The 24,694-nt window shown below is 70.2% G+C and carries 27 protein-coding genes and 1 riboswitch; of the genes, 14 read left to right on the forward strand and 13 right to left on the reverse strand.

Annotation, left to right across the window (positions count from 1 at the left end; genetic code table 11):
- Window position 1 precedes the first annotated feature (1 nt).
- Window positions 2-628: a GNAT family N-acetyltransferase gene (locus HBB12_RS25255; RefSeq protein WP_236991893.1), complete on the reverse strand. Its 627-nt coding sequence runs from the start codon at window positions 626-628 to the stop codon at window positions 2-4.
- Between the two features lie 197 nt (window positions 629-825).
- On the opposite strand from HBB12_RS25255, the gene HBB12_RS25260 reads away from it, so the two are divergent.
- The 3 genes from HBB12_RS25260 to HBB12_RS25270 all read left to right on the forward strand — a co-directional run bounded on the left by HBB12_RS25260 (window position 826) and on the right by HBB12_RS25270 (window position 3,753).
- Window positions 826-1,713 (forward strand): alpha/beta fold hydrolase, encoded by an 888-nt coding sequence (locus tag HBB12_RS25260; RefSeq protein WP_236991894.1) that lies wholly within the window; start codon window positions 826-828, stop codon window positions 1,711-1,713.
- A 139-nt stretch (window positions 1,714-1,852) separates the two neighbouring features.
- Window positions 1,853-2,917, forward strand: coding sequence for a lysylphosphatidylglycerol synthase domain-containing protein (locus HBB12_RS25265; protein ID WP_236991895.1), 1,065 nt, complete (start codon window positions 1,853-1,855; stop codon window positions 2,915-2,917).
- Entirely contained in the window at window positions 2,914-3,753 is an 840-nt protein-coding gene (locus HBB12_RS25270) for a class I SAM-dependent methyltransferase (protein ID WP_236991896.1), read from the forward strand. Before HBB12_RS25265 ends, HBB12_RS25270 begins: the two co-directional genes overlap by 4 nt.
- 45 nt (window positions 3,754-3,798) lie before the next feature.
- On the opposite strand, the gene HBB12_RS25275 is transcribed toward HBB12_RS25270, so the two are convergent.
- A complete protein-coding gene (locus HBB12_RS25275; protein WP_236991897.1) occupies window positions 3,799-4,323 on the reverse strand; it encodes a winged helix-turn-helix transcriptional regulator in 525 nt (174 codons plus the stop codon).
- A 110-nt stretch (window positions 4,324-4,433) separates the two neighbouring features.
- Here HBB12_RS25275 and HBB12_RS25280 point away from each other — a divergent pair, with 110 nt between their 5' ends.
- Together HBB12_RS25280 and HBB12_RS25285 are read left to right on the forward strand one after the other, a co-directional pair.
- Window positions 4,434-4,883: a tautomerase family protein gene (locus tag HBB12_RS25280; RefSeq protein ID WP_236991898.1), complete on the forward strand. Its 450-nt coding sequence runs from the start codon at window positions 4,434-4,436 to the stop codon at window positions 4,881-4,883.
- 399 nt (window positions 4,884-5,282) lie between these two features.
- Entirely contained in the window at window positions 5,283-5,624 is a 342-nt protein-coding gene (locus HBB12_RS25285) for a hypothetical protein (RefSeq protein WP_236991899.1), read from the forward strand.
- Here HBB12_RS25285 and HBB12_RS25290 read toward each other — a convergent pair.
- From HBB12_RS25290 to HBB12_RS25300, 3 genes are all read right to left on the reverse strand, one after another.
- Window positions 5,617-5,871, reverse strand: coding sequence for a hypothetical protein (locus HBB12_RS25290; RefSeq protein WP_236991900.1), 255 nt, complete (start codon window positions 5,869-5,871; stop codon window positions 5,617-5,619). The genes HBB12_RS25285 and HBB12_RS25290 overlap by 8 nt on opposite strands.
- A gap of 73 nt (window positions 5,872-5,944) precedes the next feature.
- Complete coding sequence (locus HBB12_RS25295) at window positions 5,945-6,874, reverse strand: phasin family protein (protein WP_236991901.1); 930 nt, start codon at window positions 6,872-6,874, stop codon at window positions 5,945-5,947.
- A gap of 375 nt (window positions 6,875-7,249) precedes the next feature.
- Window positions 7,250-7,636 carry a phasin gene (locus tag HBB12_RS25300; protein ID WP_236991902.1) on the reverse strand — a complete coding sequence of 129 codons (387 nt, stop codon included), beginning with the start codon at window positions 7,634-7,636 and terminating at the stop codon, window positions 7,250-7,252.
- Between the two features lie 516 nt (window positions 7,637-8,152).
- On the opposite strand from HBB12_RS25300, the gene HBB12_RS25305 reads away from it, so the two are divergent.
- Window positions 8,153-8,560 (forward strand): hypothetical protein, encoded by a 408-nt coding sequence (locus tag HBB12_RS25305; RefSeq protein WP_236991903.1) that lies wholly within the window; start codon window positions 8,153-8,155, stop codon window positions 8,558-8,560.
- 268 nt (window positions 8,561-8,828) lie between these two features.
- Here the strand turns inward: HBB12_RS25305 and HBB12_RS25310 are convergent, their stop codons facing one another.
- The 6 genes from HBB12_RS25310 to soxA all read right to left on the reverse strand — a co-directional run bounded on the left by HBB12_RS25310 (window position 8,829) and on the right by soxA (window position 12,723).
- Window positions 8,829-9,179 (reverse strand): hypothetical protein, encoded by a 351-nt coding sequence (locus HBB12_RS25310; RefSeq protein ID WP_236991904.1) that lies wholly within the window; start codon window positions 9,177-9,179, stop codon window positions 8,829-8,831.
- Between the two features lie 226 nt (window positions 9,180-9,405).
- Window positions 9,406-10,290 carry an HpcH/HpaI aldolase/citrate lyase family protein gene (locus HBB12_RS25315; RefSeq protein WP_236991905.1) on the reverse strand — a complete coding sequence of 295 codons (885 nt, stop codon included), beginning with the start codon at window positions 10,288-10,290 and terminating at the stop codon, window positions 9,406-9,408.
- A gap of 83 nt (window positions 10,291-10,373) precedes the next feature.
- Complete coding sequence (locus HBB12_RS25320) at window positions 10,374-10,676, reverse strand: nitrile hydratase accessory protein (RefSeq protein ID WP_236991906.1); 303 nt, start codon at window positions 10,674-10,676, stop codon at window positions 10,374-10,376.
- Window positions 10,673-11,347, reverse strand: coding sequence for a nitrile hydratase subunit beta (gene nthB / locus HBB12_RS25325; protein ID WP_236991907.1), 675 nt, complete (start codon window positions 11,345-11,347; stop codon window positions 10,673-10,675). The genes HBB12_RS25320 and nthB overlap by 4 nt, the downstream gene beginning before the upstream one ends.
- The gene (gene nthA, locus HBB12_RS25330) at window positions 11,344-12,000 is read right to left on the reverse strand and encodes a nitrile hydratase subunit alpha (protein ID WP_236991908.1); all 657 of its coding nucleotides are present in this window, start codon (window positions 11,998-12,000) and stop codon (window positions 11,344-11,346) included. The genes nthB and nthA overlap by 4 nt, the downstream gene beginning before the upstream one ends.
- A 54-nt stretch (window positions 12,001-12,054) precedes the next feature.
- Window positions 12,055-12,723 carry a sulfur oxidation c-type cytochrome SoxA gene (gene soxA, locus HBB12_RS25335; protein ID WP_336886952.1) on the reverse strand — a complete coding sequence of 223 codons (669 nt, stop codon included), beginning with the start codon at window positions 12,721-12,723 and terminating at the stop codon, window positions 12,055-12,057.
- Window positions 12,724-13,244: 521 nt separating this feature from the next.
- On the opposite strand from soxA, the gene dnaG reads away from it, so the two are divergent.
- Together dnaG and rpoD are read left to right on the forward strand one after the other, a co-directional pair.
- Window positions 13,245-15,152, forward strand: a complete 1,908-nt coding sequence (gene dnaG, locus HBB12_RS25340) for a DNA primase (protein WP_236991909.1) — start codon at window positions 13,245-13,247, stop codon at window positions 15,150-15,152.
- 194 nt (window positions 15,153-15,346) lie between these two features.
- Window positions 15,347-17,344, forward strand: a complete 1,998-nt coding sequence (gene rpoD, locus HBB12_RS25345; RefSeq protein WP_236991910.1) for an RNA polymerase sigma factor RpoD — start codon at window positions 15,347-15,349, stop codon at window positions 17,342-17,344.
- A 57-nt stretch (window positions 17,345-17,401) separates the two neighbouring features.
- On the opposite strand, the gene HBB12_RS25350 is transcribed toward rpoD, so the two are convergent.
- The gene (locus tag HBB12_RS25350) at window positions 17,402-17,650 is read right to left on the reverse strand and encodes a DUF2798 domain-containing protein (protein WP_236991911.1); all 249 of its coding nucleotides are present in this window, start codon (window positions 17,648-17,650) and stop codon (window positions 17,402-17,404) included.
- 255 nt (window positions 17,651-17,905) lie between these two features.
- Here HBB12_RS25350 and HBB12_RS25355 point away from each other — a divergent pair, with 255 nt between their 5' ends.
- The 6 genes from HBB12_RS25355 (at window position 17,906) to HBB12_RS25380 (ending at window position 22,908) form a co-directional block, all read left to right on the forward strand.
- Complete coding sequence (locus tag HBB12_RS25355) at window positions 17,906-19,153, forward strand: adenylate/guanylate cyclase domain-containing protein (protein WP_236991912.1); 1,248 nt, start codon at window positions 17,906-17,908, stop codon at window positions 19,151-19,153.
- A gap of 41 nt (window positions 19,154-19,194) precedes the next feature.
- A riboswitch (TPP riboswitch) is annotated at window positions 19,195-19,328 on the forward strand.
- 65 nt (window positions 19,329-19,393) lie between these two features.
- Window positions 19,394-20,590 (forward strand): glycine oxidase ThiO, encoded by a 1,197-nt coding sequence (thiO, locus tag HBB12_RS25360; protein WP_236991913.1) that lies wholly within the window; start codon window positions 19,394-19,396, stop codon window positions 20,588-20,590.
- Window positions 20,587-20,799 carry a sulfur carrier protein ThiS gene (gene thiS / locus HBB12_RS25365; RefSeq protein WP_236991914.1) on the forward strand — a complete coding sequence of 71 codons (213 nt, stop codon included), beginning with the start codon at window positions 20,587-20,589 and terminating at the stop codon, window positions 20,797-20,799. Before thiO ends, thiS begins: the two co-directional genes overlap by 4 nt.
- A 242-nt stretch (window positions 20,800-21,041) precedes the next feature.
- On the forward strand, window positions 21,042-21,443 hold the full coding sequence (locus tag HBB12_RS25370; RefSeq protein WP_336886953.1) for a GIY-YIG nuclease family protein: 402 nt from the start codon (window positions 21,042-21,044) through the stop codon (window positions 21,441-21,443).
- Between the two features lie 41 nt (window positions 21,444-21,484).
- The gene (locus HBB12_RS25375; RefSeq protein WP_236991915.1) at window positions 21,485-22,264 is read left to right on the forward strand and encodes a thiazole synthase; all 780 of its coding nucleotides are present in this window, start codon (window positions 21,485-21,487) and stop codon (window positions 22,262-22,264) included.
- Window positions 22,261-22,908, forward strand: coding sequence for a thiamine phosphate synthase (locus tag HBB12_RS25380; protein WP_236991916.1), 648 nt, complete (start codon window positions 22,261-22,263; stop codon window positions 22,906-22,908). The genes HBB12_RS25375 and HBB12_RS25380 overlap by 4 nt, the downstream gene beginning before the upstream one ends.
- Here the strand turns inward: HBB12_RS25380 and HBB12_RS25385 are convergent.
- The gene (locus tag HBB12_RS25385; protein ID WP_442919316.1) at window positions 22,871-24,259 is read right to left on the reverse strand and encodes a 2-hydroxycarboxylate transporter family protein; all 1,389 of its coding nucleotides are present in this window, start codon (window positions 24,257-24,259) and stop codon (window positions 22,871-22,873) included. The genes HBB12_RS25380 and HBB12_RS25385 overlap by 38 nt on opposite strands.
- Window positions 24,260-24,694: the final 435 nt, after the last annotated feature.

A 24,694-nucleotide genomic window follows, 5' to 3' on the forward strand; every position in this document is an offset into this window, starting at 1 on the left:
ATCATTCCGCCAGCAACGGGATCTGCCCGGCAGCCATGCGGGGCAGGGCACCGGTGAGCCGCGGATCCGGCGCCACCTCGATTGCCCGCGCATAGGGGCGAAAGCCCGAGCGCCGGTAGAAATCGACCGCGCCCGGATGGTCGAAGGTGCAGGTATGCACCCAGAACCGCCGGATCGGGCGCGCGAAGGCGCGGGTCAGGGCCTCGTCCATCAGGCGCCGCCCGCGACCCTGCCCGACCGAATCCGGCACGAGGCCGAAATAGACGAGTTCCACCTCGCCGGGCTGCCGCCGGTCGAGTTCGAGCAGGCCGATGTCGCGCCCGTCCTCGACGAGGGCCAGGGCCTCGACCTCCGGGTCGCCCAGGATGGCCAGGAGCGCGTCGTCGCTCATCCCCGCGCGGCCGAACCACAGCCAGGGCGTGCCGATGGCGGCGTAGAGCGCCCGGTAGCGGGCGATGTCCGTGCCGATCGCGGCGAGCGGCAAGGGCTCGGGCTCGGGCTCCCGCGACCGTGGGGGAGGGGGCTCCCGCATCTCCAGGTAGGTCACGACGGCGGCGACATGGGTCGGCGGGATCGGGGTGTGCCCGTCGAGGCGCAAGGGCTGCTCGTCGGTCGGATGTTCGCTCACGGCGGTTTCGCCTCCTGTCGGCACAAGCGTAGCGCGAGGGGGCCGGCCCGTTTCCCTTGTGTCAAGCTTTCCCATGCGACTCTGTCGCGATGCGGGGTCTTCGCCGTTCGGGTACCTGTCCGGGCGGGGCGTGACCGTTAGATTCCACCGATCGCGTGTCCTGTCGCGACCCGCCGGACCGTTCGAGAGGCACGATCATGCACGACGCCCATGCGCGGGACCGGCGCCGCTTCACCGTCGTCACCGAGCCGCGTGCCCAGGTGTCGCGCCGCCTGATCGAGCGCCGCGACGGCCCGGCCCTCGAATGGATCGAGGCGCAGCCCGCCGGCGAGCCCCGCGGCGCGCCGCTCCTGTTCGTGCACGGCGCCTTCGGCGGCGCCTGGATGTTCGAGGAGATCTTTCTGCCCCACCTCGCCCGGCGCGGCCGCCGCGCCGCGGCTTTGAGCCTGCGCGGCCACGGCCGCAGCGAGGGCGGGCGCGACCTGCGCAATGCCACGCTGACCGATTACGTCGCCGACGTGGCCCTGGCGCTCGCGCAGTGGGGCGAGCCGCCGGTGCTGATCGGGCATTCCCTCGGCGGGCTCCTGGCGCAGCGCCTCCTCGGCCGGGTGCCGTTGCGCGCCCTGGTGCTGATGGCGTCCCTGCCGCCGGAAGGCCTCGGCGTCGTCGGCCCGCGCATCGCGATGACCGATGCGGGGTTCTGGGTCGAGGCGCTGGCGGGCTCGCTTCTGCCCGGCCGCGAGCCGGCGGTGGCGCTCGCCCGGCACTGGCTGTTCTCGGAAGGCCTGCCGCTGGAGCGGGCGCAGAACTATGCCGGCCGGATGTCGGCCGAGAGCCCGGTGGCCCTCGCCGAGGCGCATTGGCCGGCCCTGCCGCTCTCGGCGGCCTTCGCGGGCGTGCCGGCCCTGGTGCTCGGCGGCGCCGACGACCGCATGATCTGGCCGGCGACGACGTGGCGCACCGCGCTCTACCACGGCGCCGAGCACCGCACCGTGCCGAACATCGCCCATTTCCTCCAGCTCGATCTCGGCTCGGAGGGCGTCACCCGCCTTCTCCTCGACTGGCTCGACCGGCGCGGCGCCTGAAGGCCGCTTGCGCCGCGGACTCGGCACGAAACCGTCACGATCTCATGAAAGGAGGGGCCGCCGGCGCGGGGCCGTCCTTGCGGTCGCCCGCAGGGTCGGGCAGAAGCGCGCGCGAGAACGGGGACGCGACGGGACCGCGATGAAGAAGATCAAGGATTTCATCTGGCCGGTCGTCGGCCTCGGGGCCGTCGTGGTCTCCGTCTATCTGCTGTGGCACCTGCTGAAGGGCCTGTCCTTCGCCGACGTGAAGGCGAGCCTGGCGGCGATCCCGCCGCACCGCTACGCGCTCGCCGTCGGCTCGACCCTCGTGGCCTATGCCGCTCTGGCCTGGTACGACCGGATCGCGCTCCTGCATCTCGGGGTGAAGGGCATCTCCTGGCTCTTCGTCTCGGTCTGCTCCTTCACCACCTACGCGCTGTCGCACAATATCGGCGCCTCGGTGTTCTCCGGCGCCGTGGTGCGCTACCGCGCCTACACGTCGAAGGGCCTCTCGCCCGCCCAGGTGGCGGTGCTGGTGGCGCTCTGCTCCTTCACCTTCGGCCTCGGCACGGCGTTCCTCGGCGGCCTGGTGCTGGTGCTCGAGCCCGAGCTGCTCCAGCGCGTGGCGAGCCTCCTGCCGACCGTGCTCGCGAGCCCGACCACCGCCCGCCTCGTCGGCTTCGGGCTCCTCGGCTTCGTTGCCCTCTACGTCATCGGCTCGATCCTGCACTTCCGGCCGCTGCACATCCGGTCGTTCAAGATCGAGTATCCGCGCCCCAACATCATGGGTCGCCAGCTGATCGCCGCCCCGCTCGAGCTGCTGGGTGCCGCCGGCATCATCTATTTCGCCCTTCCGGAAGCCGGGAATCCGGGCTTCCTCGTGGTGCTGGCGGTGTTCCTCGCCTCGTTCTCGGTGGCCCTGGTCTCCAACGCGCCGGGCGGCATCGGGGTGTTCGAGCTCGTCTTCATCACGGCGATGCCGGACCTGCCGAAGACCGACGTGCTCGCCGCCGTCCTGATCTTCCGCCTGTTCTACCTGCTCGTGCCCTTCGCCCTGGCGATCGGCGTGGTTCTGCTGTTCGAGCGCGGCCGCCTCGCCGAGGCCCTGCGCAACAAGGCGAAGTCCCCCGGCACCGTGCCGCCGCCGCCGGTCGACGGCCCCGGCATCACCCCGGACCTGCGCGACGTGCAGGTGCACGACGTGAAGGTGCGCAAGGCGGTATGAGCCGCCTGCGCCGCGCCGGGCTCGGTCTCAGCACCCTGCTCGGGATCCGGCCGGGCGGTTTCCTGATCCCGTACCGGCATGCCGGTGCGGCGCGGGCGGAGGGCTACCCGGCCCTCCGCCCGATCTTTTCCGGGGCCGAGCCGGAATTCCGGGCGGTCCTGGCGGCGATCGAGGCGCATGCACCGGACCTCGCCCGCATCGCCGCCGGAGGTCCCGATCTCGTCGGCGAGCGGCCGGCGCGCTTCACCCAGGACTGGTTCCCGCGCCTCGACGCGGCCGCGGCCTATGCCCTGGTGCGCCGCGAGAGGCCCTGCCGCATCGTCGAGATCGGCTCGGGCCATTCGACCCGCTTCCTGGCGCAAGGCGTCCGTGACGGCGCGCTCGCCACCGCGATCACCTGCATCGACCCGGCGCCCCGCGCGCCGCTCGCCGGCCTCGGCATTCGCCACGAGGCACGCCTGTTCGGGCCTGCTGATGCGGAGGCCGCGGCCGCGCTCGCACCCGGCGACCTGCTGTTCATCGATTCGAGCCACGTCGCGATGCCGGGCACCGACGTCGACCGGCTCGTCCTCGACGTGCTGCCGCGGCTGCGGTCGGGCGTGATCGTGCACCTGCACGACGTGTTCCTGCCGGACGCCTATCCCGACGAATGGGCCTGGCGCGGCTACAACGAGCAATTGCTGGTCGGCGCGCTGCTTCAGGGCGGCGCCTACGCCCCGCTCTTCGCCAGCCGCTACGTCGCGGTTGGGACCGGCTGGCCGCTCGACGGAATCCTGGCGCGGCTCCCCCTGCCGCCCGGCGCCTTCGAAACCAGCCTGTGGCTGCGCAAGGCGTGAAACTGCCGACGACCTGATCACCGACGGGGCGCTCCGGTCCCGGGGTCAGCGCCCGGCCAGCTCGACCGCGCCGTCCTGATCGCGGCTCGTCGCAGCGGCGCGCGGACGGTCCGGCCACGCCTCGCCGGACAGCGTGGCCAGCCCCGCGACGGGCCAGCCGTCCTCGCGCACCAGGGCCGCTCTCACCTCTTGGCCCGTGGCGCGGTCCACGACCCGGAGCGGTCTGCCGTCCGGGTGGGGCATGTGCCGGTCTCCCCATTGCATGAGCGCGACGAGCACGGTCGCCAGGGCCTCCCCCTTCTCGGTCAGCCGGTACTCGTGACGGGTGCGCTGAGCGCCGTCGCGATAGGGCACGCGGGCGAGCAACTCGTCATCCACCATGCGGGCGAGCCGGTCGGCCAGGACCTTCCGCGAGGTGCCGAGCTGGGCCTGCATGTCGTCGAAGCGGCGCACGCCGTAAAAGGCCTGGCGCAGCAGCAGCATGGTCCAGCGCTCGCCCACGACGCCGAGCGCGCGCACCAGCGAGCAATCCTCGGGCGCGACGGGTGGTGACGATGAACACGCTGTCATGGCCTCGCTCGGCTGGATTTCATTTGGGAACTCAGATAGGTCGGTCTAGGTTCCGAATCAGAACCTAGCGCGGCGGGCGTCGATTCGCCACCGTGGGAGGAAGATTGCCGATGCCGATGATCGACTTGTACGCGCCCCAGGATGCCTTGCCGGAAGCGGACCTCGCTGCCCTTGCCGGCCGGATCGCGGACATGGTCAATGCCGAGGAGGGCTATGCCGGGAGCCGCTTCGCCGCGAACGTGACGTGGACCTACATCCATGAAGTCCCGGCGGGCCGCTTGATCGTCGGTGCCGAACCCGCCCGCAAAGCTGTCTGGCGCCTGGAGGTGACCAGCCCCGCAGGGTCGCTCGACGCCGCCGCCAAGGCCCGACTCGGCCGTGAAGTCGCCCATCTCGTGCTGGAGGCTACAGGCGAGGGCTGCGATTCAGCGCGAGCGAGTCGGGTGTGGTGCCTGTTCCACGACGTGGTCGAGGGCGAGTGGTTCGCCGGCGCGCGCGCCGTCTCGGTCGGGCTCGTCCGTGACGCCGTCGCGCGCGAGCGGAACGCGGCTGTCGCGTGACCACGAGATGGTCGTGACCAGGCCCGCTCTGCTGTCGCGTCGGAGCACCGCTCATTCCAAGTCTCGGCGTCCAAGGCTCGGCGTCCAAGGCTCGGCGTCCAAGGCTCGGCGTCCAAGGCTCGGCGTCCAAGTCTCGGCGTCCAAGTCTTCGCGAGATGCCGCGCGGCGCGTGGGCGAAGCCCGCTTTCCGCATCGCGAAAGCGATCCGACAGGATCGCCTCAAGCGATCAATCGGACAGCCTACGATTCACCCCACTTCGAGGCACCGGCCGGAAAACGGCAGCGCTTCGCGCCAATCCCTCGAATGCCACCGATCGAGTGCGATGCCGGGTTAACGTCGGACGCCCATCGTGGTTCTGGCATCCGGCCGGAGCTTGCGGCCGCGAGGGGGATACAGGAATGCGTGCGGGTCTGATGGCCGGGCTGGTCGCCCTCGGGATCCTGGTGGCAGCGGCGCCCGCGGAGGCGAGGGGCCGGCGCGGCGGTGGCGGCGTGTTCTTCGTCACAAGCCGGAGCCACGCCGTCACGGCGGAGCCCCGCACGGCCCTGGGTCCGGAGCCGCGGCTGCGCACGGCGGCGGCCGATGCCGGCGGGCCGGAGCCGATGACGACCGGCACCACCGCGCCGATCCCAACTCGCGAGGCCGCTCCGGCGCCGTCGTCCGCGCCGGCACCTTTGCGACCCTGGTGCGCGACCGGCCGGGTGTTCGGCTCGGGCGCGGGCTTCTGCGCGATCAATTGACCGGAGCGGAGAGGCGCTCGACGTTGTTGCGGACGTGCTCGCGGTAGCGGTCGATCACCGCTTCCGGCGTGCCGCCGCCGAGCAGGGTGCTGGTCGCCTCGAGGGCCGCGCCGATCTTCTCGCTCACCATCCGCTGCGCCTCGACCTGGCCGGCGAGGCCGCCCCAGGCGATCTTGACCATGCGCAGTTCGATGACCTTCTGGGACTCCATGGCGAGCATCGCCGTCGCGTACCAAGCGTCCAACATCCCGGTCTCCTTTGCGTTTTGCAAAAATCGCGAGCCCGGGCCGGCACGGAGGGCGCCGGCCCGTAACACGTTGTCAGGCGGCGCGGGCCCGGGGCGCCGTGCAGGCCGGGAGACGGCCCATCCGGCGGGCGAGGTCGGTCCAGCAGGCGAGCGCCGCATCGACGGCGCGGCTCATCTCGGCGGCCTGGAGCTGCGCGAGGTCGCTCGGCGAACGAACTGCGAGCGCGGCCTTCCAGAAGGCGAGGGCCGCCTGGCTCTCGCCCTGGAAGAACGCCACCAGCCGTCCGTTGATCTCGATGAAGCCCTGCATGGCAGCGAGGGGAACCTCGTCCTGGCCGGACGGCCCAGGCGCCGCGGCCGGCTCGGCGGCGGCCGAAGAGGCAGGGGCCGTGACGCCCGACGCCTCCCCCGGGGTCGGCTCGCTCTCGGCGGCCTCGGTCTCGAGGGCTGCCGGCTCCGAGGTCGCCGATTCCTGGAAGGCGGGCGCTTCCACCGAAGCGTCCTCGGTTGACGGCGCTGCGATCTCGGGCTCCTCGGACACGAACTCGGCGAATGCGGCCGGCGCCTCGGCGGGATCCTCGTGCACGGGCGCCGGCTCCGTCTCGGCCGTCGAAAGCTCCGGCGACGCCTCGGATTCGGCCATCGGCGCATCGCCGGTTTGATCGGGCTCTTCCGCGTCGAACGGGGCCTCGGGCGCGTCGGCTACGACAGGAGCCGCCACGGGACCTTCAGCCGCGAGCATCGCGACCGTGGAGGTTCCGGACAAGAGCGGATCGGCCGCGGCGGTCTCGCTCAAGTGCGGCTCGGCCGCGTGGATCTCGGACACGAGCGGCTCGGAAGCGGCGGTCTCGGGCATCGGCGGCTCGGCGGCGACCTCGGCGGGTGTCGTGTCCATGGCCGTGGTCTCGCTGGATTTGGCAGGATCGTCCGTCCGCGCCGCCGTCCGGACGGGAGGGCGGCGGGGCGGCTTGCGGGTCTTGTCGATGCGGCGCGTCGTGGTCATAGGCTCGGCCTCCTCGGAATAGCGGGCGGCGCGTCCCTGGCGCGTCACCCGGCGGGCGGCCGCCCTCACCCGATGCGGGGGCGGACGCGCAAAGCCGGAGCGCCGGCAGGCTCGTCCGGGGCACCGGCAGGTCGGCGCGGGCAAGGCCGCGCGGCCGTCGGCGGCGCCAAGGTGACGCGCCGCCGGTCTCATATTTCGGCTTCGCTCAGACGCCGCGCGGGCTGGCGAGACGATGCCCGGACAGGAATTTCCGGAGATCGTCTCATCCCCTTGGCCGGGGAGCGTCAGCAGGGTGCGCGGCCCCGCTCCGGCGGCCGGCAGTCGCGATCGTCCTCGACCGTCTCGGGGCGAGGCCGAGCCTCACCCCGGAGGGAATCAGGCCTTGGCCTGGGTCTTGGTCAGGTCGTCCTTGATCGACTCGGACAGGGTGGCGAATTCCTTCGCCTGGCTCTGCAGCGCGCTCATCTGGTTGCGCATGTACTCGCCCTGCAACTCCAGGGCTTCCTTCACGTCGCGGGTGCGCACGAGCTTCTCGGCGAGGTCGAAGGTCGCGGAGGCGTGCTGCTCGGTATACTCGAAGCCGCGGGCCACGGCGGTGCCCATGCCGGTCTGCGAGGTCTGGGTCGAGGATTGCACGGTCTCGGCGAGCTTGCGGGCGGTGCCCAGGAAGGTGCCGAACGCCGTGCGGGCGTTCTGCACGCCCTTCTCGGCGAAGTCGCGCATCTCGGTCGGGATTTCGAAGGGCTTCTGGGTGGTGCTCATGGGCGTGGCCTCAGGCTCGTCGCTACGCGCGCCGCCCGCGAGGATTTGTGCGACGCAGCAATTACGATGCTGCAACGCAATGCGAGAGTCAACGGGTCGCGCGCGGGACGGCCTTGTCCGCCGGTGATGAGGCGCTACGGCGCGGGACGGAACGGCACGATCGCGGTGGCGATTCTCCGGGAGACCGGCACGCGGGCTTTCGCCGCGACGAGGTCGGAGCAGACGCGGCCCTCGAAGGTGCAGGATTTCTGCCTGTCGGTGCTCCCGCAGAGTGTCGTCCCCGTGCCGCCGCGTTTGCTCTAACAAACAAGATCTCACGACGGGGAGTCAATGGTCCGGCGACAGGACCCTCGCCTGCGCGGTAAGGCGGATCACGATGCGTTAAGGTTTTCGACGACGAATTGCGGCAAGGCGGTGTTAACGAAGAACCGTCATGCTCACAGGCAATCGTGTTCCCGGGTTCGGGACATCCTCTGCCGCCGCGGCGGCCCTACGAGTACCTGACGAGGATTGCCGATGCGCACCTTTCGGTTTCGCCTCCATCCCGCCGCCGTCGCGGCGGGCATCCTCGGCCTCGGTACCCTGTCGGGCTGGGGCGCTTACGCCGTCTCCTCGTCGGGCAAGGCCGCGCTCCGGGCCCAGCTGGCGGAGGTCGAGGGTCAGCGCGACACGCTCGCCGCGCGCTTCAAGCAGTTCCAGGATGTCGACGCCGAGCTGCGCGACCGCCAGGCCAAGATCGCCGCGACCCGGGACGAGATCGCCCAGCTCGGCGCGACCCGCGACAAGGCCAAGGCGCAGCTCACCGCCACCCAGCGCGATCTCGCCTCCCTCAACAAGCGCCTCGACCAGGCGAAGGACAAGGTGACCCAGACCGGCAGCATCACGCCGGCTGCCGGAGAGGCGGCCAAGAAGCCGGCGCGCTGAGAGCCTGTTTGACGTGTCGTGCCAGTCATCTGGCATGGATGCCGATACGTCTCGACGTCATCCTGGGGCTCGTCGAAGACGAGAACCCGGGATCCATAACCGCTGACCGTCCAAGATGCAGCGGAACGCAGCCCGCTTTGTCCCGCACCGTCAGCGGTCATGGATCCCGGGTTCCGCTTTCGCGGCCCCGGGATGACAAGGAGGGTGAGATGTCTGCGTGGGCCCATCAAACAGGGCTCTGGAAGACTCGATCCAGTGCCGGGGCTTCCTACGCCGGCACGAGGTCCGCACCCTGCTCCTGCGGATGCTGGAGCGCCGTCTCGGCTTCGCGGCGCGACAGGCGCTCGACCAGGGCGGCCCAGCGCATGCCGACCTCGTGCCCGAGGGTGAGGCGGCCAGCCTCGTCGTAACGGCGCCAGCCGCAGCGCGGGGCGCCGTCCGCCCCGATTTCGTCGTAGGTCTCATAGCGCGCCACCAGACGGTCGAGCCGGTCGTATTCCTGGTGGAACCAGCAGATCCCGAACACCCGGCCGCCGCGGCCGAGCATCCCGGCGCTCTCCAGACGGTGCTCGCCCGGAATGCGGAAGATGGTCTCGAAGGCGGGCGGCGCGCAGCGCATGGGTCATCTCCGTCGCGGGGTGTCGAGGGAGCGGCGCCGGCAAGCGAACGGGCGCCCAGTCGGAACGTCAAGTCTTCGAACGTCACGTCTACGACCGGCCGCCGCCGGACATCGTGCAGATTCGGGGATCACCCCGAGGATCGCGCGTTAATGATTCCTCAACAATTTGTGCGCTGCAACCATCCGGGCGTCAAGCCCGGACGGTTCGTCGTCACCCGCGCGTCGATCACTGCCCCTTGGCGGCGATCGCCTCGGCCCAGGCCACCGAGCGGCGGGCCATCGGGACGTGCTGGCGCTCGAACATGCGGCCGTTGATCTGGATCGCGCCGCGCTTGGCGTTCTCGGGCCGCTCGTAGATCTCGATGACGGTGCGGGCGATCCTGACCTCGTCCTCGGTCGGCGCGAAGGCGGCGTTGGCCAAAGCCACCTGGCTCGGATGGATCAGCGTCTTGCCGTCGAAGCCGAGGATGCGGGCCTGCTCGCATTCCTCGCGGCAGCCGTCGAGGTCGGAGAAGTTGTTGTAGACGCCGTCGAGGATGGTCAGCCCCTCGGCGCGGGCGCCGGCGAGCGCGGTCATCAGCCAGGGCATCATCGGGGCCCGGCCGGGCACGATCTGCGTCCAGGTGTCCTTGGCGAGGTCGTTGGTGCCGAGCACGAAGCAGGCAAGCCGGGTGCCCGGGTTGCGCCGCGCCGCCGCGATCGCCTGGATGTTGAGGATCGCCGCCGGGGTCTCGATCATCGCCCAGATCTTGATGCCGGGCGGCGCATCGAGGGCCTCCAGCCGGTCGGCGATGTTTTCGAGCACCGCCGGGGAGGAGACCTTCGGCATCAGGATCGCGTCGGGCCCGGCCTCGATCGCGGCGCGCAGGTCGGCCTCGCCCCAGGGGGTCTGGGGCGCGTTGACCCGGATGATCAGCTCGCGGTCGCCGTAGCCGCCCTGGCGCACCGCGGCGCAGACCTGCTCGCGCGCCACGTCCTTGGCATCGGGGGCGACCGCGTCCTCGAGGTCGAGGATCAGCGCATCGGCCGCGAGGCTGCGCGCCTTCTCGAGGGCGCGCAGGTTGGAACCCGGCATGTAGAGCACGCTGCGGCGGAGGCGGAGATCGATCATCGCGAAACGGTTCCCTTACGGTCCGTTCCTGCTTACGGCAGCGCCCGATTGCGTTGCAACATGGGGCGCGGCCGGTCGCGCGGTCACGCTCCCGGATCGTTCTCCAGCAGGATCGGCCGGCCGTGCGGCGTCGCGGCGGCCGCCCGGGCGAAGGCCGCGCGGCGCTCGGCCAGGGCCGCCGCATCGGTCAGGCCGCGCTCGGCGAGTAGGGTCTCGATCGTGTCGAGCCACAGGGCGTAATCCGCCGGGCGGTCGCCGGACCGGCCCAGCGCCTGCGCCCAGTCCGACCAGGTGAACAGGCCGGCATCGTGCAGCGACACCACCAGGGCGAAGGTCTGCGCCTCCCAGGGCGCGGCGAAGACCGGGGGCTCGGGGGGACGGTTCATGCAGTCGCCGCCCGGGCCGGTTCGAGATAGCTCTCGAAGGCGTTGACCGAGACGGCGAGTCCCGGATCCGCGTCCTCGCCCCACAATTCGATGCCGGAGAACCGCACGGTGTAGAGCCATTGCGGCGCCTCGCCGGCGAAGGCGGCGTTGGAATCCGGGAAGACGAAGCCGCCATGGACCCGCTCGACGATGCCGGTGCGGCCCCGGACGTAGCGCGGCAGGCGGGTATGGCCTTTCGGGTTGACGATTTTCGCCCGCACCTCGTCGCCGGGGGAAAAGCGGGCGGGATTCGTCACCGGGCGGTCGCTCGGAAAGCCGCGGGCAAACAGCGGCGCCACCTCCTCGGCCTTGAGCACCCGGGCGACCGGGGCCGGCGGCGTCAGAGCGGCGCCGGCCGCCAGCTCGCCCGCCTCGACGAGGCCGTGCTGCTGGACCTGTTTCTCCAGGGCCCGGAACCAGATCCGGTAATAGCTGGAGGTCAGGTACTCGCCGGGCGGCAGCGATTCGCGGGCGGCGCGGCTGGCATCGAGGTTCCAGGTGCCGGTGAGCCCCATCGCCATCGCCATGGCGAAGACCCGCTTCTCCCAAGGAGCGTGGAACCAGGGCTCGTCCGCCTCGAGACCCAGCGGGCCGAAGCCCTGCATGCCGCCCAGATCCTGTCCGCCGTTCATGCGTGCACCACCTGGTCGGGGCTCAAGGGAAGCCCGGTGCCGATCATCGAATCGCGGGTGACGAGGTCGGCCAGCGCCGCTTCGTCGAGGCGGTCGGTGCCGGGCGGGCGCATCGGCAGCACCATGTAGCGCAGCTCCGCGGTCGAGTCCCACACCCGGATCCGGGTCTCGGGCGGCAGCACCGTGCCGAATTCGGCGAGCACCCCGCGCGGATCGATGACGGTGCGGGAGCGGTAGGGCGGCGACTTGTACCAGACCGGCGGCAGGCCGAGCACCGGCCAGGGATAGCAGGAGCAGAGCGTGCAGACGACGACGTTGTGTTCCTCGGGCGTGTTCTCGACCACCACCATGTGCTCGCCGCCGCGCCCGCCGACATCGAGCTCGCGCATCGCCGCACTGCCGTCGGCCAGGAGGCGGGCCTTGAAGGCGGGATCGACCCAGGCCCGTGCCACCACCCGGGCGCCGTTATGCGGCCCGACCTTGGTCTCGTAGGTCTCGATCAGGGTGTCGAGGGCGGCCGGATCGACGTAGCCCTTCTCGACCAGGATCGATTCGAGGGCGCGCACTCGCAGGTCCAGCGGCGACAATTCGCTGCCGTGAGGGTGGTCGTGATGATCGTGATCGTGGTCTTGGTGGTCGTTGTCTTGCGCCATCTCTGCCCTCCTGCAAGCCACGAGGATACGCGGGAGGCTCTCACGCCGCCACCGTCACGGACGCACGGCCGGGGTCTCGACGGGGAGGGGCGCGGCGCGCTGCATCAGGTAGAGGGTCAGCGCCACCGCCTCCGCCGAGCCGGGCGTGAACGGCTCGGCCCGCATGCCGGTGAGGCAATTGCGGAAACGCCGTTCCAGCGAGCCGAGATCCTGCCATTCGAGCCGGTAGAGCGGATAGCCGGTCGGATGCCCTTGCGGGATCGTGGCGGCACCGAGCCGCCGGCCGCGGTTCTCATCGTGGCAGGCGGCGCAGGAGAAGCCGAGCTGGCCCATCGGCGTCGTGAACAGACGTTGCCCCTCGGCGCGGGCCGGCGCGAGGCGGGGATCGTCCGGCGATGCGATGGCAGCGCCGCGGGAAAGATGGCCGAGATACGCCGTGAGCGCTAGGAGGTCGCGGCCCTCCCGCTTCAGCGGCGTCGCGCCTTGGTGGCGGGTGCGGCAGAGGTCGACCCGGCCCTCGATGTCGATCGGCCGGCCGGTTGCCGCGTCCCAGGCCGGGTAGCGGGCGGTCACGCCTTGCAGGGACGCTTCGGTGTGGCAACCGGCGCAGGCTGGCGCGCCGGGGGAGGGCGCCCGGGCGAACAGCTCGGCTCCGTCCTGCACCCAGAGCATGCCGGGATTGGCGGTGTCGTCGGCCTGCATCGCCCGGGTCTCGGGCGCCATCTCGTCGAAGCCGGAGCGTCGTTCGGCAGAGGGAATTTCAGCTGCTGCCGCCCCGCCGAGGAGTAGGCCCGCGAGGGCGAGGACGCCGAGGAGGTGGCGTCCCGGAGCCCGCGGATACCAGGGTCGTCCGGAAAAAATCCCGTTCAGAATCAGGCGCGGGTCTCTCCTCTCCCCGCGGGCGGGGAGAGGCTTTCGTCCCCCTTGCCGGGGGCGAAAGGAGCGCGAAGCGCGAGGGTGAGGGGGTGTTTCCGGAAGAGTCTCACTTGTCGAGACCCCCTCACCCTCGCTCCGGCTGCGCCTCCGCTTGCTTCGTCTCCTGAACGGAGACACAGCCCTCTCCCCGCCCGCGGGGAGAGGAGAGACCCGCGCCTCTCCCGTTACCTGGACAGCTCTATCCGGCCCCGAGACGACTTTCCCATGCGCGAGGGGCTTCATGGCCGCCGTCATTCCCGATTCCACCGCGTTAGGACTCCGCTGACCAAGACGCGCTACAAGGCAGGTCCCTCGATCGGATCCCACCCTTGCGCTATCCCCCCCACCTGCTCGAAGAGATCCGCTCCCGCCTGCCGGCCTCCGAGGTCGTCGGGCGGCGCGTGCGCCTCAAGAAGGCGGGGCGGGAATGGCGCGGCCTGTCGCCGTTCAACGCCGAGAAGTCGCCGTCGTTCTACGTCAACGACCAGAAGCAGTTCTACCACTGCTTCTCGTCCGGCAAGCACGGCGACATCTTCACGTTCCTGATGGAGACCGAAGGCGTCTCGTTCCCGGAGGCCGTCGAGCGCCTGGCCTCCGAGGCCGGCGTCGCCCTGCCGGCGCCGAGCGAGGCCTCGCGCGAGAGCGAGACGCGGCGGCGCGGCGCGCTCGAGGTGATGGAACTCGCCTGCACCTTCTTCGAGGAGCAGCTGGCCGGTCGCGCGGGGGCCCGCGCCCGCGACTACCTCGCCGGCCGCGGGCTCGACGGCGAGATCGGCCGCACCTTCCGCCTCGGATACGCCCCGCCGGAGCGCTACGCCCTTCGCGATCACCTCGCCGCCCGGGACGTGCCGGCCGAGATGATGGTGGAATTGAACCTGCTCACCACCGGCGACGACATCAAGGTGCCGTTCGACCGGTTCCGCGACCGGGTGATCTTCCCGATCCGCGACGTGCGGGGCAAGGTCGTGGCCTTCGGCGGCCGCGGCATGAGCCCGGATGCCAAGCCCAAATACCTCAACTCCTCCGAGACGCCGCTCTTCCACAAGGGGCGGATGCTCTACAACCACCATGCCGCCCGTAAAGCCGCGCACGACACAGGCCGGGTGATCGCGGTCGAGGGCTATGTCGACGCCATCGCGATGACGCTCGCCGGCCATCCGGAAGTGGTGGCGTCCCTTGGTACCGCGCTCACCGAGGATCAGCTCGCGCTGCTCTGGCGCATGGCCGACGAGCCGATCCTGTGCTTCGACGGCGACGGGGCCGGACGCCGCGCCGCCTATCGCGCCCTCGACGTGGCCCTGCCGGCGCTGCAACCGGGAAAATCGCTCCGCTTCGCCCTGATGCCGGAGGGCCAGGACCCGGACGACCTCCTGCGCACCGGGGGCCCGGGCGCCATCGACCGGGTGCTCGACGGCGCCCGGCCGATGGTCGACGTCCTGTGGTCGCGCGAGACCGAGATGAGCCCGGTCGACACGCCGGAGCGCCGGGCCGGCCTCGCCCAGCGCCTGCGCGAGATCGTCAACGGCATCCGCGACGAGACCCTGAAGCGCTACTACCGCGACGACATCGAGGCCCGCCTGCGGGGGACGGGCCCCAATGGCGGTGCCCGCCAGCAGGGCGGGGGCGAGCGCCAGTACCGCGAGCGCGCGCCTTTCGTGCCGCGCGGCCGCGGCGCCCCGCCGGCGCCGGTCTCGCCGCGGCTCACCGCCCGGGCGAGCCCGCTGCTCGCCCGCTCCTCGCTGTTCTCCGGCGGCTCGTCCTCGCGAGAGGCCTTGATCGTCGCTGCCCTTCTGGTCCATCCCGAGTTGCTGGCCCGCGAGGCCGAGGAACTGGCCGAAATCGAGTTCGAGGGCGCCGATGCCCGCTCCTTACGCGGCGTGCTCCTCGATTTCGCGGCGGAGGGGGGAGCGAGCGACACCACGTTCCTCGATGCGCGGCTGGAGCGGGCCGGCCTCACGGCGGCAGCGGGCCGCATCGCCGGCCTGGTGCGGCCCGGCGACCGCTGGGTGCTCGATCCGCACGCCGATCCGGTGCGGCTGGAGGACGCGCTCCGGCAGGCCGTGATCTTGCACCGCAAGGCCGGAACGCTACATAGCGAACTCCGGGCCGCCGAACGCGCCCTGGCGGACGAGGAGACGGAAGCCAATTTCGCCTGGCTGCGCGACGTGAAGACCCGCCTCTCCGTAGTGGCGGGCGCAGAAGCCGAGGCGGATGAGGCCCAGGAAGCGGAATCGTGACGGGATCGCCCTGACGCCACGCGCGGCTTGCAGCTTTCGTCCGGACTAGTTAACGGCAAGTCGATCGAGTGGCTTGCACATTTGCGTGAGATCCTGGGGCGGCTCGTGCGCCGCCGGACGAGACATCACGGTGCCGGCACGGCGGGAGTCTCCCCCGCCCGGGCACTGCCGACACCGGGAAGCATAGGCTGAGCATGGCGACGAAGGCAACGGAACGAGACGAGACCGAGGCGGCCCCCGAGCAGCAGACCGACGGCCCGCTCCTCGACCTGACGGATGCCTCCGTCAAGCGGATGATCAAGCTCGCCAAGAAGCGCGGCTACGTCACCTACGACGAGCTGAACGAGGTGCTGCCCCAGGAGGAGTTCACCTCCGAGCAGATCGAGGACGTGCTCGGCCAGCTGTCCGAGCTGGGCGTGAACGTGGTCGAGGCCGAGGAGGCCGACGAGCAGCAGGGCGAGGCCCCGGCGCAGGAAGGCGCCGAGGAGGAAGAGGCGAGCGAGGGCGGCGAGGTGGCCGAGGTCGCCGCCGCGCGCCCCGTGGCCCTGCGCGCCGAGACCGCCAAGGAGCCGACGGACCGCACCGACGATCCGGTCCGGATGTACCTGCGCGAGATGGGCTCGGTCGAGCTTCTCTCCCGCGAGGGCGAGATCGCGATCGCCAAGCGGATCGAGGCCGGGCGCGAGGCGATGATCGCCGGCCTGTGCGAGAGCCCGCTGACCTTCCAGGCCATCATCATCTGGCGCGACGAACTCGTCGACGGCCGGGTGCTCCTGCGCGACATCATCGATCTCGAAGCCACCTATGCCGGCCCCGACGGCCGCGCCGGCCCCGCCGAGGGCGAGGTCGAGGCTGAGGGCGACGAGGAGGCCGAGGGCGAGACCCCGCCGGAAGGCGAGGGCGACGAGGACGACCTCGAGAACAACGTGTCGCTCTCGGCGATGGAAGCCGAGCTGAAGCCGCGCGTGCTCGAGACCTTCGACGCGATCGCCGAGAACTACCGCAAGCTGCGCAAGGTCCAGGCCGAGCAGGCCGAGACCCGGCTGAAGGGCGCGGCGGCCTCCGAGTCGCAAGGGCAGCGCTACTCCGAGCTGAAGAACACCGTCGTCGCCGACGTGAAGTCGCTGTCGCTGAACTCGAACCGCATCGAGGCGCTGGTCGAGCAGCTCTACGACATCAACAAGCGGCTGATCTCGCATGAGGGCCGCCTGATGCGGCTCGCCGAGAATCACGGCGTCGCCCGCGACGAGTTCCTGCGCCACTACCAGGGCTACGAGCTCGATCCGCACTGGGTCGAGCGGGTGGCCAAGCTCGGCGGCAAGGGCTGGAAGAACTTCACCGAGCGCGGCGCGGTCAACATCCTGACGCTGCGCGAGCAGATCATCTCGCTCGCCTCCGAGACCGGCCTGGAGATCCAGGAATACCGGAAGATCGTCCACATGGTCCAGAAGGGCGAGCGCGAAGCCCGCCAGGCCAAGAAGGAGATGATCGAGGCCAACCTGCGGCTGGTGATCTCGATCGCCAAGAAGTACACCAACCGCGGCCTGCAATTCCTGGACTTGATCCAGGAGGGCAATATCGGCCTGATGAAGGCGGTCGACAAGTTCGAGTACCGCCGCGGCTACAAGTTCTCGACCTACGCGACCTGGTGGATCCGGCAGGCGATCACCCGCTCGATCGCCGACCAGGCCCGCACGATCCGCATCCCGGTGCACATGATCGAGACGATCAACAAGATCGTCCGGACCTCGCGCCAGATGCTGCACGAGATCGGCCGCGAGCCGACCCCGGAGGAGCTGGCCGAGAAGCTGGCGATGCCGCTGGAAAAGGTGCGCAAGGTCCTCAAGATCGCCAAGGAGCCGATCTCGCTCGAAACCCCGATCGGCGACGAGGAGGATTCCCACCTCGGCGACTTCATCGAGGACAAGAACGTCGTCCTGCCGATCGACGCGGCGATCCAGTCGAACCTGCGCGAGACCACCACCCGGGTGCTCGCCTCGCTCACCCCCCGCGAGGAGCGCGTGCTGCGCATGCGCTTCGGCATCGGCATGAACACCGACCACACCCTGGAGGAGGTCGGGCAACAATTCTCGGTGACCCGCGAGCGCATCCGCCAGATCGAGGCCAAGGCCCTGCGCAAGCTCAAGCATCCGAGCCGGTCGCGGAAGCTGCGGAGCTTCCTCGACAACTGAAGGCCCGATGATCGATCGAGGAAGGCCCGGGAGGCGACCGCCCCCGGGCCTTCTTCGTTACGGCGCCACGAGCCGCGCCACGGCGCGCCGCACCAGCGGCAGCACGAGCAGCAGGGTCGGGAAGGCGACGAGCCAGGAGACGCCCCAGGCCCGCGGCCAATGCCACAAGGCGTCGGGGGTCGGCCCGAGGCTGAGCAACGTCGCGATTGCCGAGACGATACACGTCATCATCACCGACAGCAGCAGGGCGGTGAGGAGCGGCGCGGCGGAGGCCGGCAAGCGGCGCGGAGCGGGAAAGGACAGCATGGCACGTCTTTCGGAACGGGCGATCGGCCCGGACGAGGCATTGCGCACCCGCCCGGCGATAAAACCGCCCGGGGAGTGCGTTGCCTGACGTGAGACGCTTACGGCCTGCCGGGATGGAGCCCGGCGACGACATCAGCCTTAGCAGGCGCGAAGTCGAGTGCCAAGGTCGAGTGCCAATCCGGCGGGCCGGTCGCCCGCTGCCAAGCCTTACTCTCAAGCCTTGCCCTGGCAGGGCGCAGAGCCCATGTCAGAGCCATGTCCGACCAGCCTCGCCCCGCCCCCGCTCCGATGCCCACGGCCGCGGCGGACGGATCGGAGGCGAGCGACATCCCGATCGGCCTGTTCCGCGATTGCGTGGCCCTGCGCGACTGGCTGCTCAGCGAAGGCGCGCGGCTGCCGGAATCCGGCGATCTCCTCGCCGGCATGGCCGAGCGGCTGAACGCGCTCGGCGTGCCGGTCGACCGGGCCACCACCGCCATCGACGCGCTGCACTCGGACTATTCCGGCGTCGGCCGGTTCTGGACCCGGGAGGACGGCGTCAGCTTCCGCCTCTTCCCGCACGGCGAGGTCACCGAGCAGGCGCTCGCCCGCAGCCCCTTCGCCCATGTCTACGGCACCGGCGAGTGGCTGATCCTCGACCTGCGCGAGACGCCGGACGACCGTTACAGCATCATCCCCGAACTCAAGGCGGCGGGCTACACCCATTACATCACCGTGCCGCTGTTCTTCACCAACGGGACCAAGAACGGCGTCACCTTCGCGACCCGGGATCCGCGCGGCTTCGGCGACGACGACCTGGCGATCATGCGATTCATCATCCCGACCCTGTCGGCGGTGATGGAGATGCGCGGCCTCAACGCCCGGCTCGACCACGTGCTGCGGGTCTATGTCGGCGACGGGCCGCACCAGGCGATCCTGGCCGGCTTCATCCGCCGCGGCCAGGTCGAGCGGATCCGCTCGGCGATCCTGTTTGCCGACATGCGCGGCTACACCCACCTCACCGACGCGCTCACCCCCGAGGCCTCGGTGGAATTGCTGAACACCTATTTCGACTGCCTCGTCCCGCCGATCGAGAGCGAGGGCGGCGAGGTGCTGAAATACATGGGCGACGGGCTTCTCGCGATCTTTCGCGAGAGCGGCGACGATCTCGGCGGCGCGGCGCAAGGCGCGCTCTCGGCCGCGCAAGCCGCACTCCGCCGGGTCGAGGAGGCCAACCGCGCCGGGCGCTTCCCCACCCGCATCGAGATCGGCATCGCGCTCCACCACGGCGAGGCGGCCTACGGCAATGTCGGCTCCGGCGCGCGGCTCGACTTCACGGTGATCGGCCGCGACGTGAACCTCGCCAGCCGGCTCGCCAAGCTCAACAAGGTCCTGTCCGAACCGCTCCTGATGTCGAAGCCCTTCGTCGACTTCCTGTGGGGCGATCCGGAACTCCTCGGCACCCACCCCCTCGACGGCATCGCCGAGGAGATGGCGATCTATCGTCCGGGGAAAGGGGCCTGACCGAAGGCGGTTGACGAACACGAGCCGGCTCGCCACATTCCGGCCGTTCCAGGGAGATCCCCGGCAAGGGGCTGAGACACCGCTGGACCTGTGGCCCCTCTGGCCCGGTCGGCGCGGAAATCCTTCGAACCTGATCCGGCTCATACCGGCGTAGGGATTGGACAGGTCCGTCAGGACCGCGCGCGCATCATCCGGCAATCGGGCGCCGTCCACTCTCTTCGGGCCACCGTGGAGACGAGGGTGCACGCGCAGACGATCGGACGGCGAGGCGGACCGTCCGAGACCCCAGACATCGACCGGCTGCCGGACCGCGCGGACGTGGCGGTGATCGGCGCCGGGCTGATCGGCCTGTCGATCGCGTGGCGTCTGGCGTGTGCCGGTCTCGCCGTCGCGGTGATCGAGCGGGGCAGGGCTGGCGACGGCGCCAGCCTCGCGGCCACCGGTATGCTGGCGGCCGCGGCCGAGCACGAGCCGGGCGGCGAGATCCTGTCGCCGCTCTGCCTCGAGAGCCAGCGCCTCTGGCATCCCTTTCGCGATGAGCTGGAAGCCGAATCCGGCCTGACCATCGATTACCGCCGCGAAGGCACCCTCGTCATCGCACTGGGCCGCGACGAGGTCGAGCGCTTGCGCTTCCGCCACGACCTGCAGCGCCGCGACCACCTCGCCGTCGAGTGGTTGTCCGGACCGGCGGTGCGCACCCGCGAGCCGGGCCTGCGCCCCACCGTCACCGCCGGCCTGTTCTGTCCCGACGACCACCAGGTCGATCCTGCCCGGGTGATGGCCGCCTTGCGCCAGGCGTTTCGTAGAGCCGGCGGCCGGCTGATCGAGGAGACCGCCGTCACCGCGCTCGTCCGCGAGGCCGGCCGGGTCACCGGCATCGAGACGAAAGCGGGTTCCCTGCGCGCCGGTATCGTCGTGCTCGCCTCCGGCGCCTGGGCCGGGGAGGGGAGCCTGGTGCCGGATCTCGCGCTCCCGGTGCGCCCGCTCAAGGGCCAGTCGATGGCGCTCCAGATGACGCCGCGCAGCGGCTCCCTCGCGCATGTGGTCTGGACCGAGCAGGTCCACATGGCGCCGAAGGGCGACGGTTCGCTCATCGTCGGCGCCACCGTGGAGGAGACCGGCTTCGATCCGCACCTCACCGCCGGCGGTGTCTTCGCCCTGCTGGAGGGCGCCCGCCGTGCCTTGCCGGGGGTGGAGGAGATGCAGGTTTCAGGCATCTGGAGCGGCTTTCGCCCGACCTCCGACGACGACGCCCCGATCCTCGGCGAGGCCCTGCCCGGCCTGGTGCTCGCTGCCGGCCACCACCGTAACGGCTACCTCCTGGCGCCGGTCACCGCCGAGGCCGTCTCCACCCTGATCCTGCACGGCGAGACGCTGCCGGTGGCCGCCCCCTTCGGCGTCGCCCGGTTCGCGCGTGCTTCCGGAGTCCCAGCATGAAGCTCCTCGTGAACGGCGAGCCCCGCGACAGCGAGGCCGCCACCCTCGACGCCCTCTGGCGCGCGGAGACCGCCGATCTCGACCTGCCTGGCCCCCAGGGCTTCGCCATCGCGCTGAACGGCGCGGTGGTGCGCCAGCGCGACTGGGCGGGCACGGCGCTCTCGGAGAACGATCGCGTCGAGATCGTGCGCGCCATGCAGGGCGGGTAGTGAGTGTGAGGTCGTTCGATGGGGTTGCGCGATACCACCGACTTTTCCTTCATCCCACCCACGAACCTCATCCTGAGGTGTCAGTCGATCGAAGATCGACTGACCTCGAAGGAGGGCTCCAGCTATCGCTGCGATCCCTGGAGCCCTCCTTCGAGGCTCACTTCGTTCGCACCTCAGGATGAGGTTGTGTGTTGGATTGCAGGTATCCCTTGAAACGGATCAGTCGGCGGAGACCATTCTTCATGAACGCCTTCGTCTACATGCTTCGATGCGCCGACGGCAGCTACTACGTCGGCTCGGCACGCGGTGAGACCCTCGACAAGCGTCTCGGCGAGCACCAGGACGGCACCTATCCCGGTTATACGCGCGAGCGCCGACCCGTGACACTCGTCTATGCCGAAATGTTCGAGCGCATCACGGACGCGATCGCGATGGAGCGGCGAGTCAAAGGCTGGGGACGTGCAAAGAAGGAAGCACTGATCCGAAGTGATTGGGGTCGCCTCAAGCATCTGTTCAGACGGCATTGCGTGCAGGAGAAGCTCATTCGCGAAAATAGTGATGTGCGGGGCTTCTCGACAGAACTCGAAAATGTTGTCGAATCCAAATCGCGACCTCAGGATGAGGTCGCGGGTGGGAATCGGTGAAGCGACGGAACTAACTTTTTCAGACACGCTGAGGAATTTCCATGACCGACACCCCCGACGATCCCTTCGTCATCGCCGGCACGACCCTGTCCTCCCGCCTCCTCATCGGCACCGCCGGCTATCCGACGCAGGCCATCATGAGCGAGGCGGTGCGGGCGAGCGCGGCCGAGGTGGTGACGGTCTCGATCCGCCGCATCTCGCTCCACGGCCACGGCTCCGACACCGTGGCGCGTCTCAAAGGGGCGCGCTTCCTGCCCAACACCGCCGGCTGCGAGACCGCCCGCGATGCCGTGATGACGGCGGAACTCGCCCGCGAGGCGCTCGGCACCAGCTGGATCAAGGTCGAGGTGATCGGCGACCGCGAGACGCTCTATCCCGACGTCGCCGAGACGATCGAGGCCACCCGCCAGCTGGTCGAATCCGGCTTCACGGTGCTGCCCTATTGCAACGACGACCCGGTCGTGTGCAGCCGGCTCGCCGATCTCGGCGCCGCCGCCGTGATGCCGATGGGCTCGCTCATCGGTTCCGGGATGGGGGTCGCCAACCCGGCCAATCTCGAACTGATCTGCCGCCGCTCGCCCGTGCCGGTGATCGTCGATGCCGGTATCGGCACCGCCTCGGACGCGGTGATCGCGATGGAACTCGGGGCTGCCGCGGTGCTCCTCAACACCGCCGTCGCCAAGGCCGACGATCCGGTGCGGATGGCCCGCGCCATGCGCCATGCCGTCGAAGCCGGTCGCCTCGCGCATCTCGCCGGCCGCATCCCGCGTCGGGCGCGTGCCGAGCCGTCGAGCCCGCAGCTCGGCCTCGTCGGCTCGTGAGCCTGCCCGCGCGCCTGCTGATCGTCACCGACCGGCACGGCTGCCCCGAGCCCATGGAGACCCGCGTCGCCGCCTGCCTCATCGCGGGCGCCCGCTGGATCTGGCTGCGCGATCGCGACCTGCCAGCTCCGGAGCGCGCGACCCTGGCCGAGATCCTGGCCGGCCAGGTGGCGCGGGTGGGTGGGGCGCTGACGATCGGGCGCGACGTGGAACTGGCGGCGCGCGTGGGTGCGGCAGGCATCCAGCTCGGCGAGGCCGCCGCCGTGGCGCCGGCTCGCGCCCGCCTCGGGCGCGGCGCCCTGCTCGGCGTCTCGGCCCATTCCCTGGGCGAGGTGCGGGCCGCCCGGGAGGCCGGGGCGGATTACGTGACCCTGAGCCCGATTTTCCTGACCGCCAGCAAGCCGGGCTACGGGCCGGCGCTCGGACTGGCGGTCTTGCGGGAGGCGGCGGGCGTGATGCCGGTCGTGGCGCTTGGCGGCATCGATCCCGGCACGGCCGCATCCTGCCGCGAGGCGGGGGCCGCCGCCGTCGCGGTGATGGGGGTGGTGATGCGGGCGCCGGAGGTCGGGCCGCTGATCCCGGCGCTCGATCCTCAGACGTTTCCGGTCAGGCGATCCAGCGCATCACGATCAGCACCGTCGTGACCGTCACGGCGCCGCCGATGCGGGTCGCGATCTGGGCGAACGGCATCAGCTGCATGCGGTTGGCGGCGGTGAGGATGGCGACGTCGCCGGTGCCGCCCTGGCCCGAATGGCAGGCATTCACGATCGCGGCCTCGATCGGGTACATGCCGAGGCGGCGGCCGACGAAGGCGCCGGTCGCCATCAGGGTGAACACCGTCGCGATGATGGTGATCAGGTTCGGGACCGTGAAGGCGGACATCAGCTTGTCCCACGGGGTCAGCGAGACGCCGATGGCGAAGAGCAGCGGATAGGTCATGCCCGTCTGCACGAACTTGTAGACGACGAAGCCGCCCGCCTGCAGGTGGGGAGAAACGGCGCTCGACAGCTTGGCCAGCACTGCCAGGAACAGCATCGCGACCGGAGCCGGCAGGCCGATCACGTGGTGCAGCATCACGCCGAGCAGGTAGAGCGTCACCGCCGTGAGCCCCGCCGCCGCGATGGTGGAGACGTCCATGGCGCTGCCGCCCTTCTCGGCGGTCACCGCCTCGTCCTTGGGATCCATGTCGTCGTGCTCGCCCGGTTGCAGCCGGCCCTCGCCGGTCAGGTGCGGGTATTTCTTGCCGACGAAGTTCAGGATGCCCGAGAACACGATGGCCGTGAGGCTGCCGAGCATGACCGGGGGCAGCACCTGGGCGAACAGGTCTCCTTGCGACGCGCCGAGGATCGCCGCGTAGCCGATCGAGAGCGGAATCGCGCCCTCGCCGACGCCGCCGGCCATGATCGGCACGACGATGAAGAAGAAGGTGTGGTAGGCGCCCAGGCCCAGCGCCGTGCCGACCAGCGTGCCGACGAGGCCGGCGGCGATCGACCCGATGCCGAGCGGCACGAAGATCTTCAGGAAGCCCTTGATCAGCACGCCACGGTCCATGCCGAGGATGCTGCCGACGATGATCGCCGCGATGTACAGGTAGAGGAAGTTCGTGAACTTGGTGAAGTCGATGATCGACTTCTCGATCTGCGGCGGGATCAGCTTGTAGTAGGCGAGCGCCGAGGGGATGAAGGTGGCGAAGATGGCACCGGCACCGATGTTGCGCAGGATCGGCAGCCGCTTGCCGATCTCGGCGCAGGTGAAGCCGCCCAGCACCAGGACGGCGATCATCGTCGGCGCGTCGGCCTTGATCTCGCGCTCGAAGGTCAGGATCGTCAGGAGCGCGACCAGGATCAGGTAGACCGGGATCGGGATGATCCCGATCTTGATGTCCATCAGCCGCCACCAGCCCTGCGGCCAGAATTTCTTGGATCCCGGCACGGTCGTCCGGTCTGCCGGTGTCGTCTCATGAGCCTTGGCGAGATCTGCAGTCCCCGATGTCATCGGTGGTTCCTCCCAAAAATGTCGTTGCTGAGTCGTATTTTTGACGGTTCGTGTTCTTGTCGACCGGCCTTCCTCGTCGGGCAACGGTCTTGCCGATGCGCCCCCGGGACGGGCCTTTGCGCGTGGCGATCTCGATGTAATACCAATGGCCCAAGATGCTGACGCATCGGGCCATTGATCCATCTCGAATTTTCGATTTCAAGCCAGAGGCTTGGCAAAAATTCGAGAGCGGAACCAAAGGTCGTTTCCAGCGACCGTTGGTATAAGGGGCCTGCCATTCCGGCTGCCGGGGGCTCGCGCGGGGCTTTTCCGCGGTGAGCAGGCGCCGCGTTCAGGCCGTGAGGCGGCGGGGTGAGGCGGGCAGGCGCGGGTCCGTCACCTGCATCGGTTTCCTCCAGGATTCGTTGGGACCCGCGCTAGCGGCCGAACCTGTCG

The sequence above is a fragment of the Methylobacterium sp. SyP6R genome, assembly GCF_019216885.1.
In the GTDB taxonomy this organism is placed as follows: Bacteria; Pseudomonadota; Alphaproteobacteria; order Rhizobiales; family Beijerinckiaceae; genus Methylobacterium.

Bases quoted from the DNA above. Each gene is read 5' to 3' on its own strand.
- HBB12_RS25265 (WP_236991895.1), top strand. From the start codon at position 1,853: ATGAAGAAGATCAAGGATTTCATCTGGCCGGTCGTCGGCCTCGGGGCC.
- HBB12_RS25280 (WP_236991898.1), top strand. From the start codon at position 4,434: ATGCCGATGATCGACTTGTACGCGCCCCAGGATGCCTTGCCGGAAGCG.
- HBB12_RS25320 (WP_236991906.1), bottom strand. From the start codon at position 10,676: ATGAACCGTCCCCCCGAGCCCCCGGTCTTCGCCGCGCCCTGGGAGGCG.
- HBB12_RS25315 (WP_236991905.1), bottom strand. From the start codon at position 10,290: ATGATCGATCTCCGCCTCCGCCGCAGCGTGCTCTACATGCCGGGTTCC.
- HBB12_RS25355 (WP_236991912.1), top strand. From the start codon at position 17,906: ATGTCCGACCAGCCTCGCCCCGCCCCCGCTCCGATGCCCACGGCCGCG.
- HBB12_RS25285 (WP_236991899.1), top strand. From the start codon at position 5,283: ATGCGTGCGGGTCTGATGGCCGGGCTGGTCGCCCTCGGGATCCTGGTG.
- HBB12_RS25370 (WP_336886953.1), top strand. From the start codon at position 21,042: ATGAACGCCTTCGTCTACATGCTTCGATGCGCCGACGGCAGCTACTAC.
- HBB12_RS25260 (WP_236991894.1), top strand. From the start codon at position 826: ATGCACGACGCCCATGCGCGGGACCGGCGCCGCTTCACCGTCGTCACC.
- rpoD (WP_236991910.1), top strand. From the start codon at position 15,347: ATGGCGACGAAGGCAACGGAACGAGACGAGACCGAGGCGGCCCCCGAG.
- HBB12_RS25295 (WP_236991901.1), bottom strand. From the start codon at position 6,874: ATGACCACGACGCGCCGCATCGACAAGACCCGCAAGCCGCCCCGCCGC.
- HBB12_RS25375 (WP_236991915.1), top strand. From the start codon at position 21,485: ATGACCGACACCCCCGACGATCCCTTCGTCATCGCCGGCACGACCCTG.
- HBB12_RS25300 (WP_236991902.1), bottom strand. From the start codon at position 7,636: ATGAGCACCACCCAGAAGCCCTTCGAAATCCCGACCGAGATGCGCGAC.
- HBB12_RS25290 (WP_236991900.1), bottom strand. From the start codon at position 5,871: ATGTTGGACGCTTGGTACGCGACGGCGATGCTCGCCATGGAGTCCCAG.
- HBB12_RS25305 (WP_236991903.1), top strand. From the start codon at position 8,153: ATGCGCACCTTTCGGTTTCGCCTCCATCCCGCCGCCGTCGCGGCGGGC.
- nthB (WP_236991907.1), bottom strand. From the start codon at position 11,347: ATGAACGGCGGACAGGATCTGGGCGGCATGCAGGGCTTCGGCCCGCTG.
- HBB12_RS25275 (WP_236991897.1), bottom strand. From the start codon at position 4,323: ATGACAGCGTGTTCATCGTCACCACCCGTCGCGCCCGAGGATTGCTCG.
- soxA (WP_336886952.1), bottom strand. From the start codon at position 12,723: ATGGCGCCCGAGACCCGGGCGATGCAGGCCGACGACACCGCCAATCCC.
- HBB12_RS25310 (WP_236991904.1), bottom strand. From the start codon at position 9,179: ATGCGCTGCGCGCCGCCCGCCTTCGAGACCATCTTCCGCATTCCGGGC.
- HBB12_RS25350 (WP_236991911.1), bottom strand. From the start codon at position 17,650: ATGCTGTCCTTTCCCGCTCCGCGCCGCTTGCCGGCCTCCGCCGCGCCG.
- thiS (WP_236991914.1), top strand. From the start codon at position 20,587: ATGAAGCTCCTCGTGAACGGCGAGCCCCGCGACAGCGAGGCCGCCACC.
- HBB12_RS25270 (WP_236991896.1), top strand. From the start codon at position 2,914: ATGAGCCGCCTGCGCCGCGCCGGGCTCGGTCTCAGCACCCTGCTCGGG.
- nthA (WP_236991908.1), bottom strand. From the start codon at position 12,000: ATGGCGCAAGACAACGACCACCAAGACCACGATCACGATCATCACGAC.
- HBB12_RS25385 (WP_442919316.1), bottom strand. From the start codon at position 24,259: ATGACATCGGGGACTGCAGATCTCGCCAAGGCTCATGAGACGACACCG.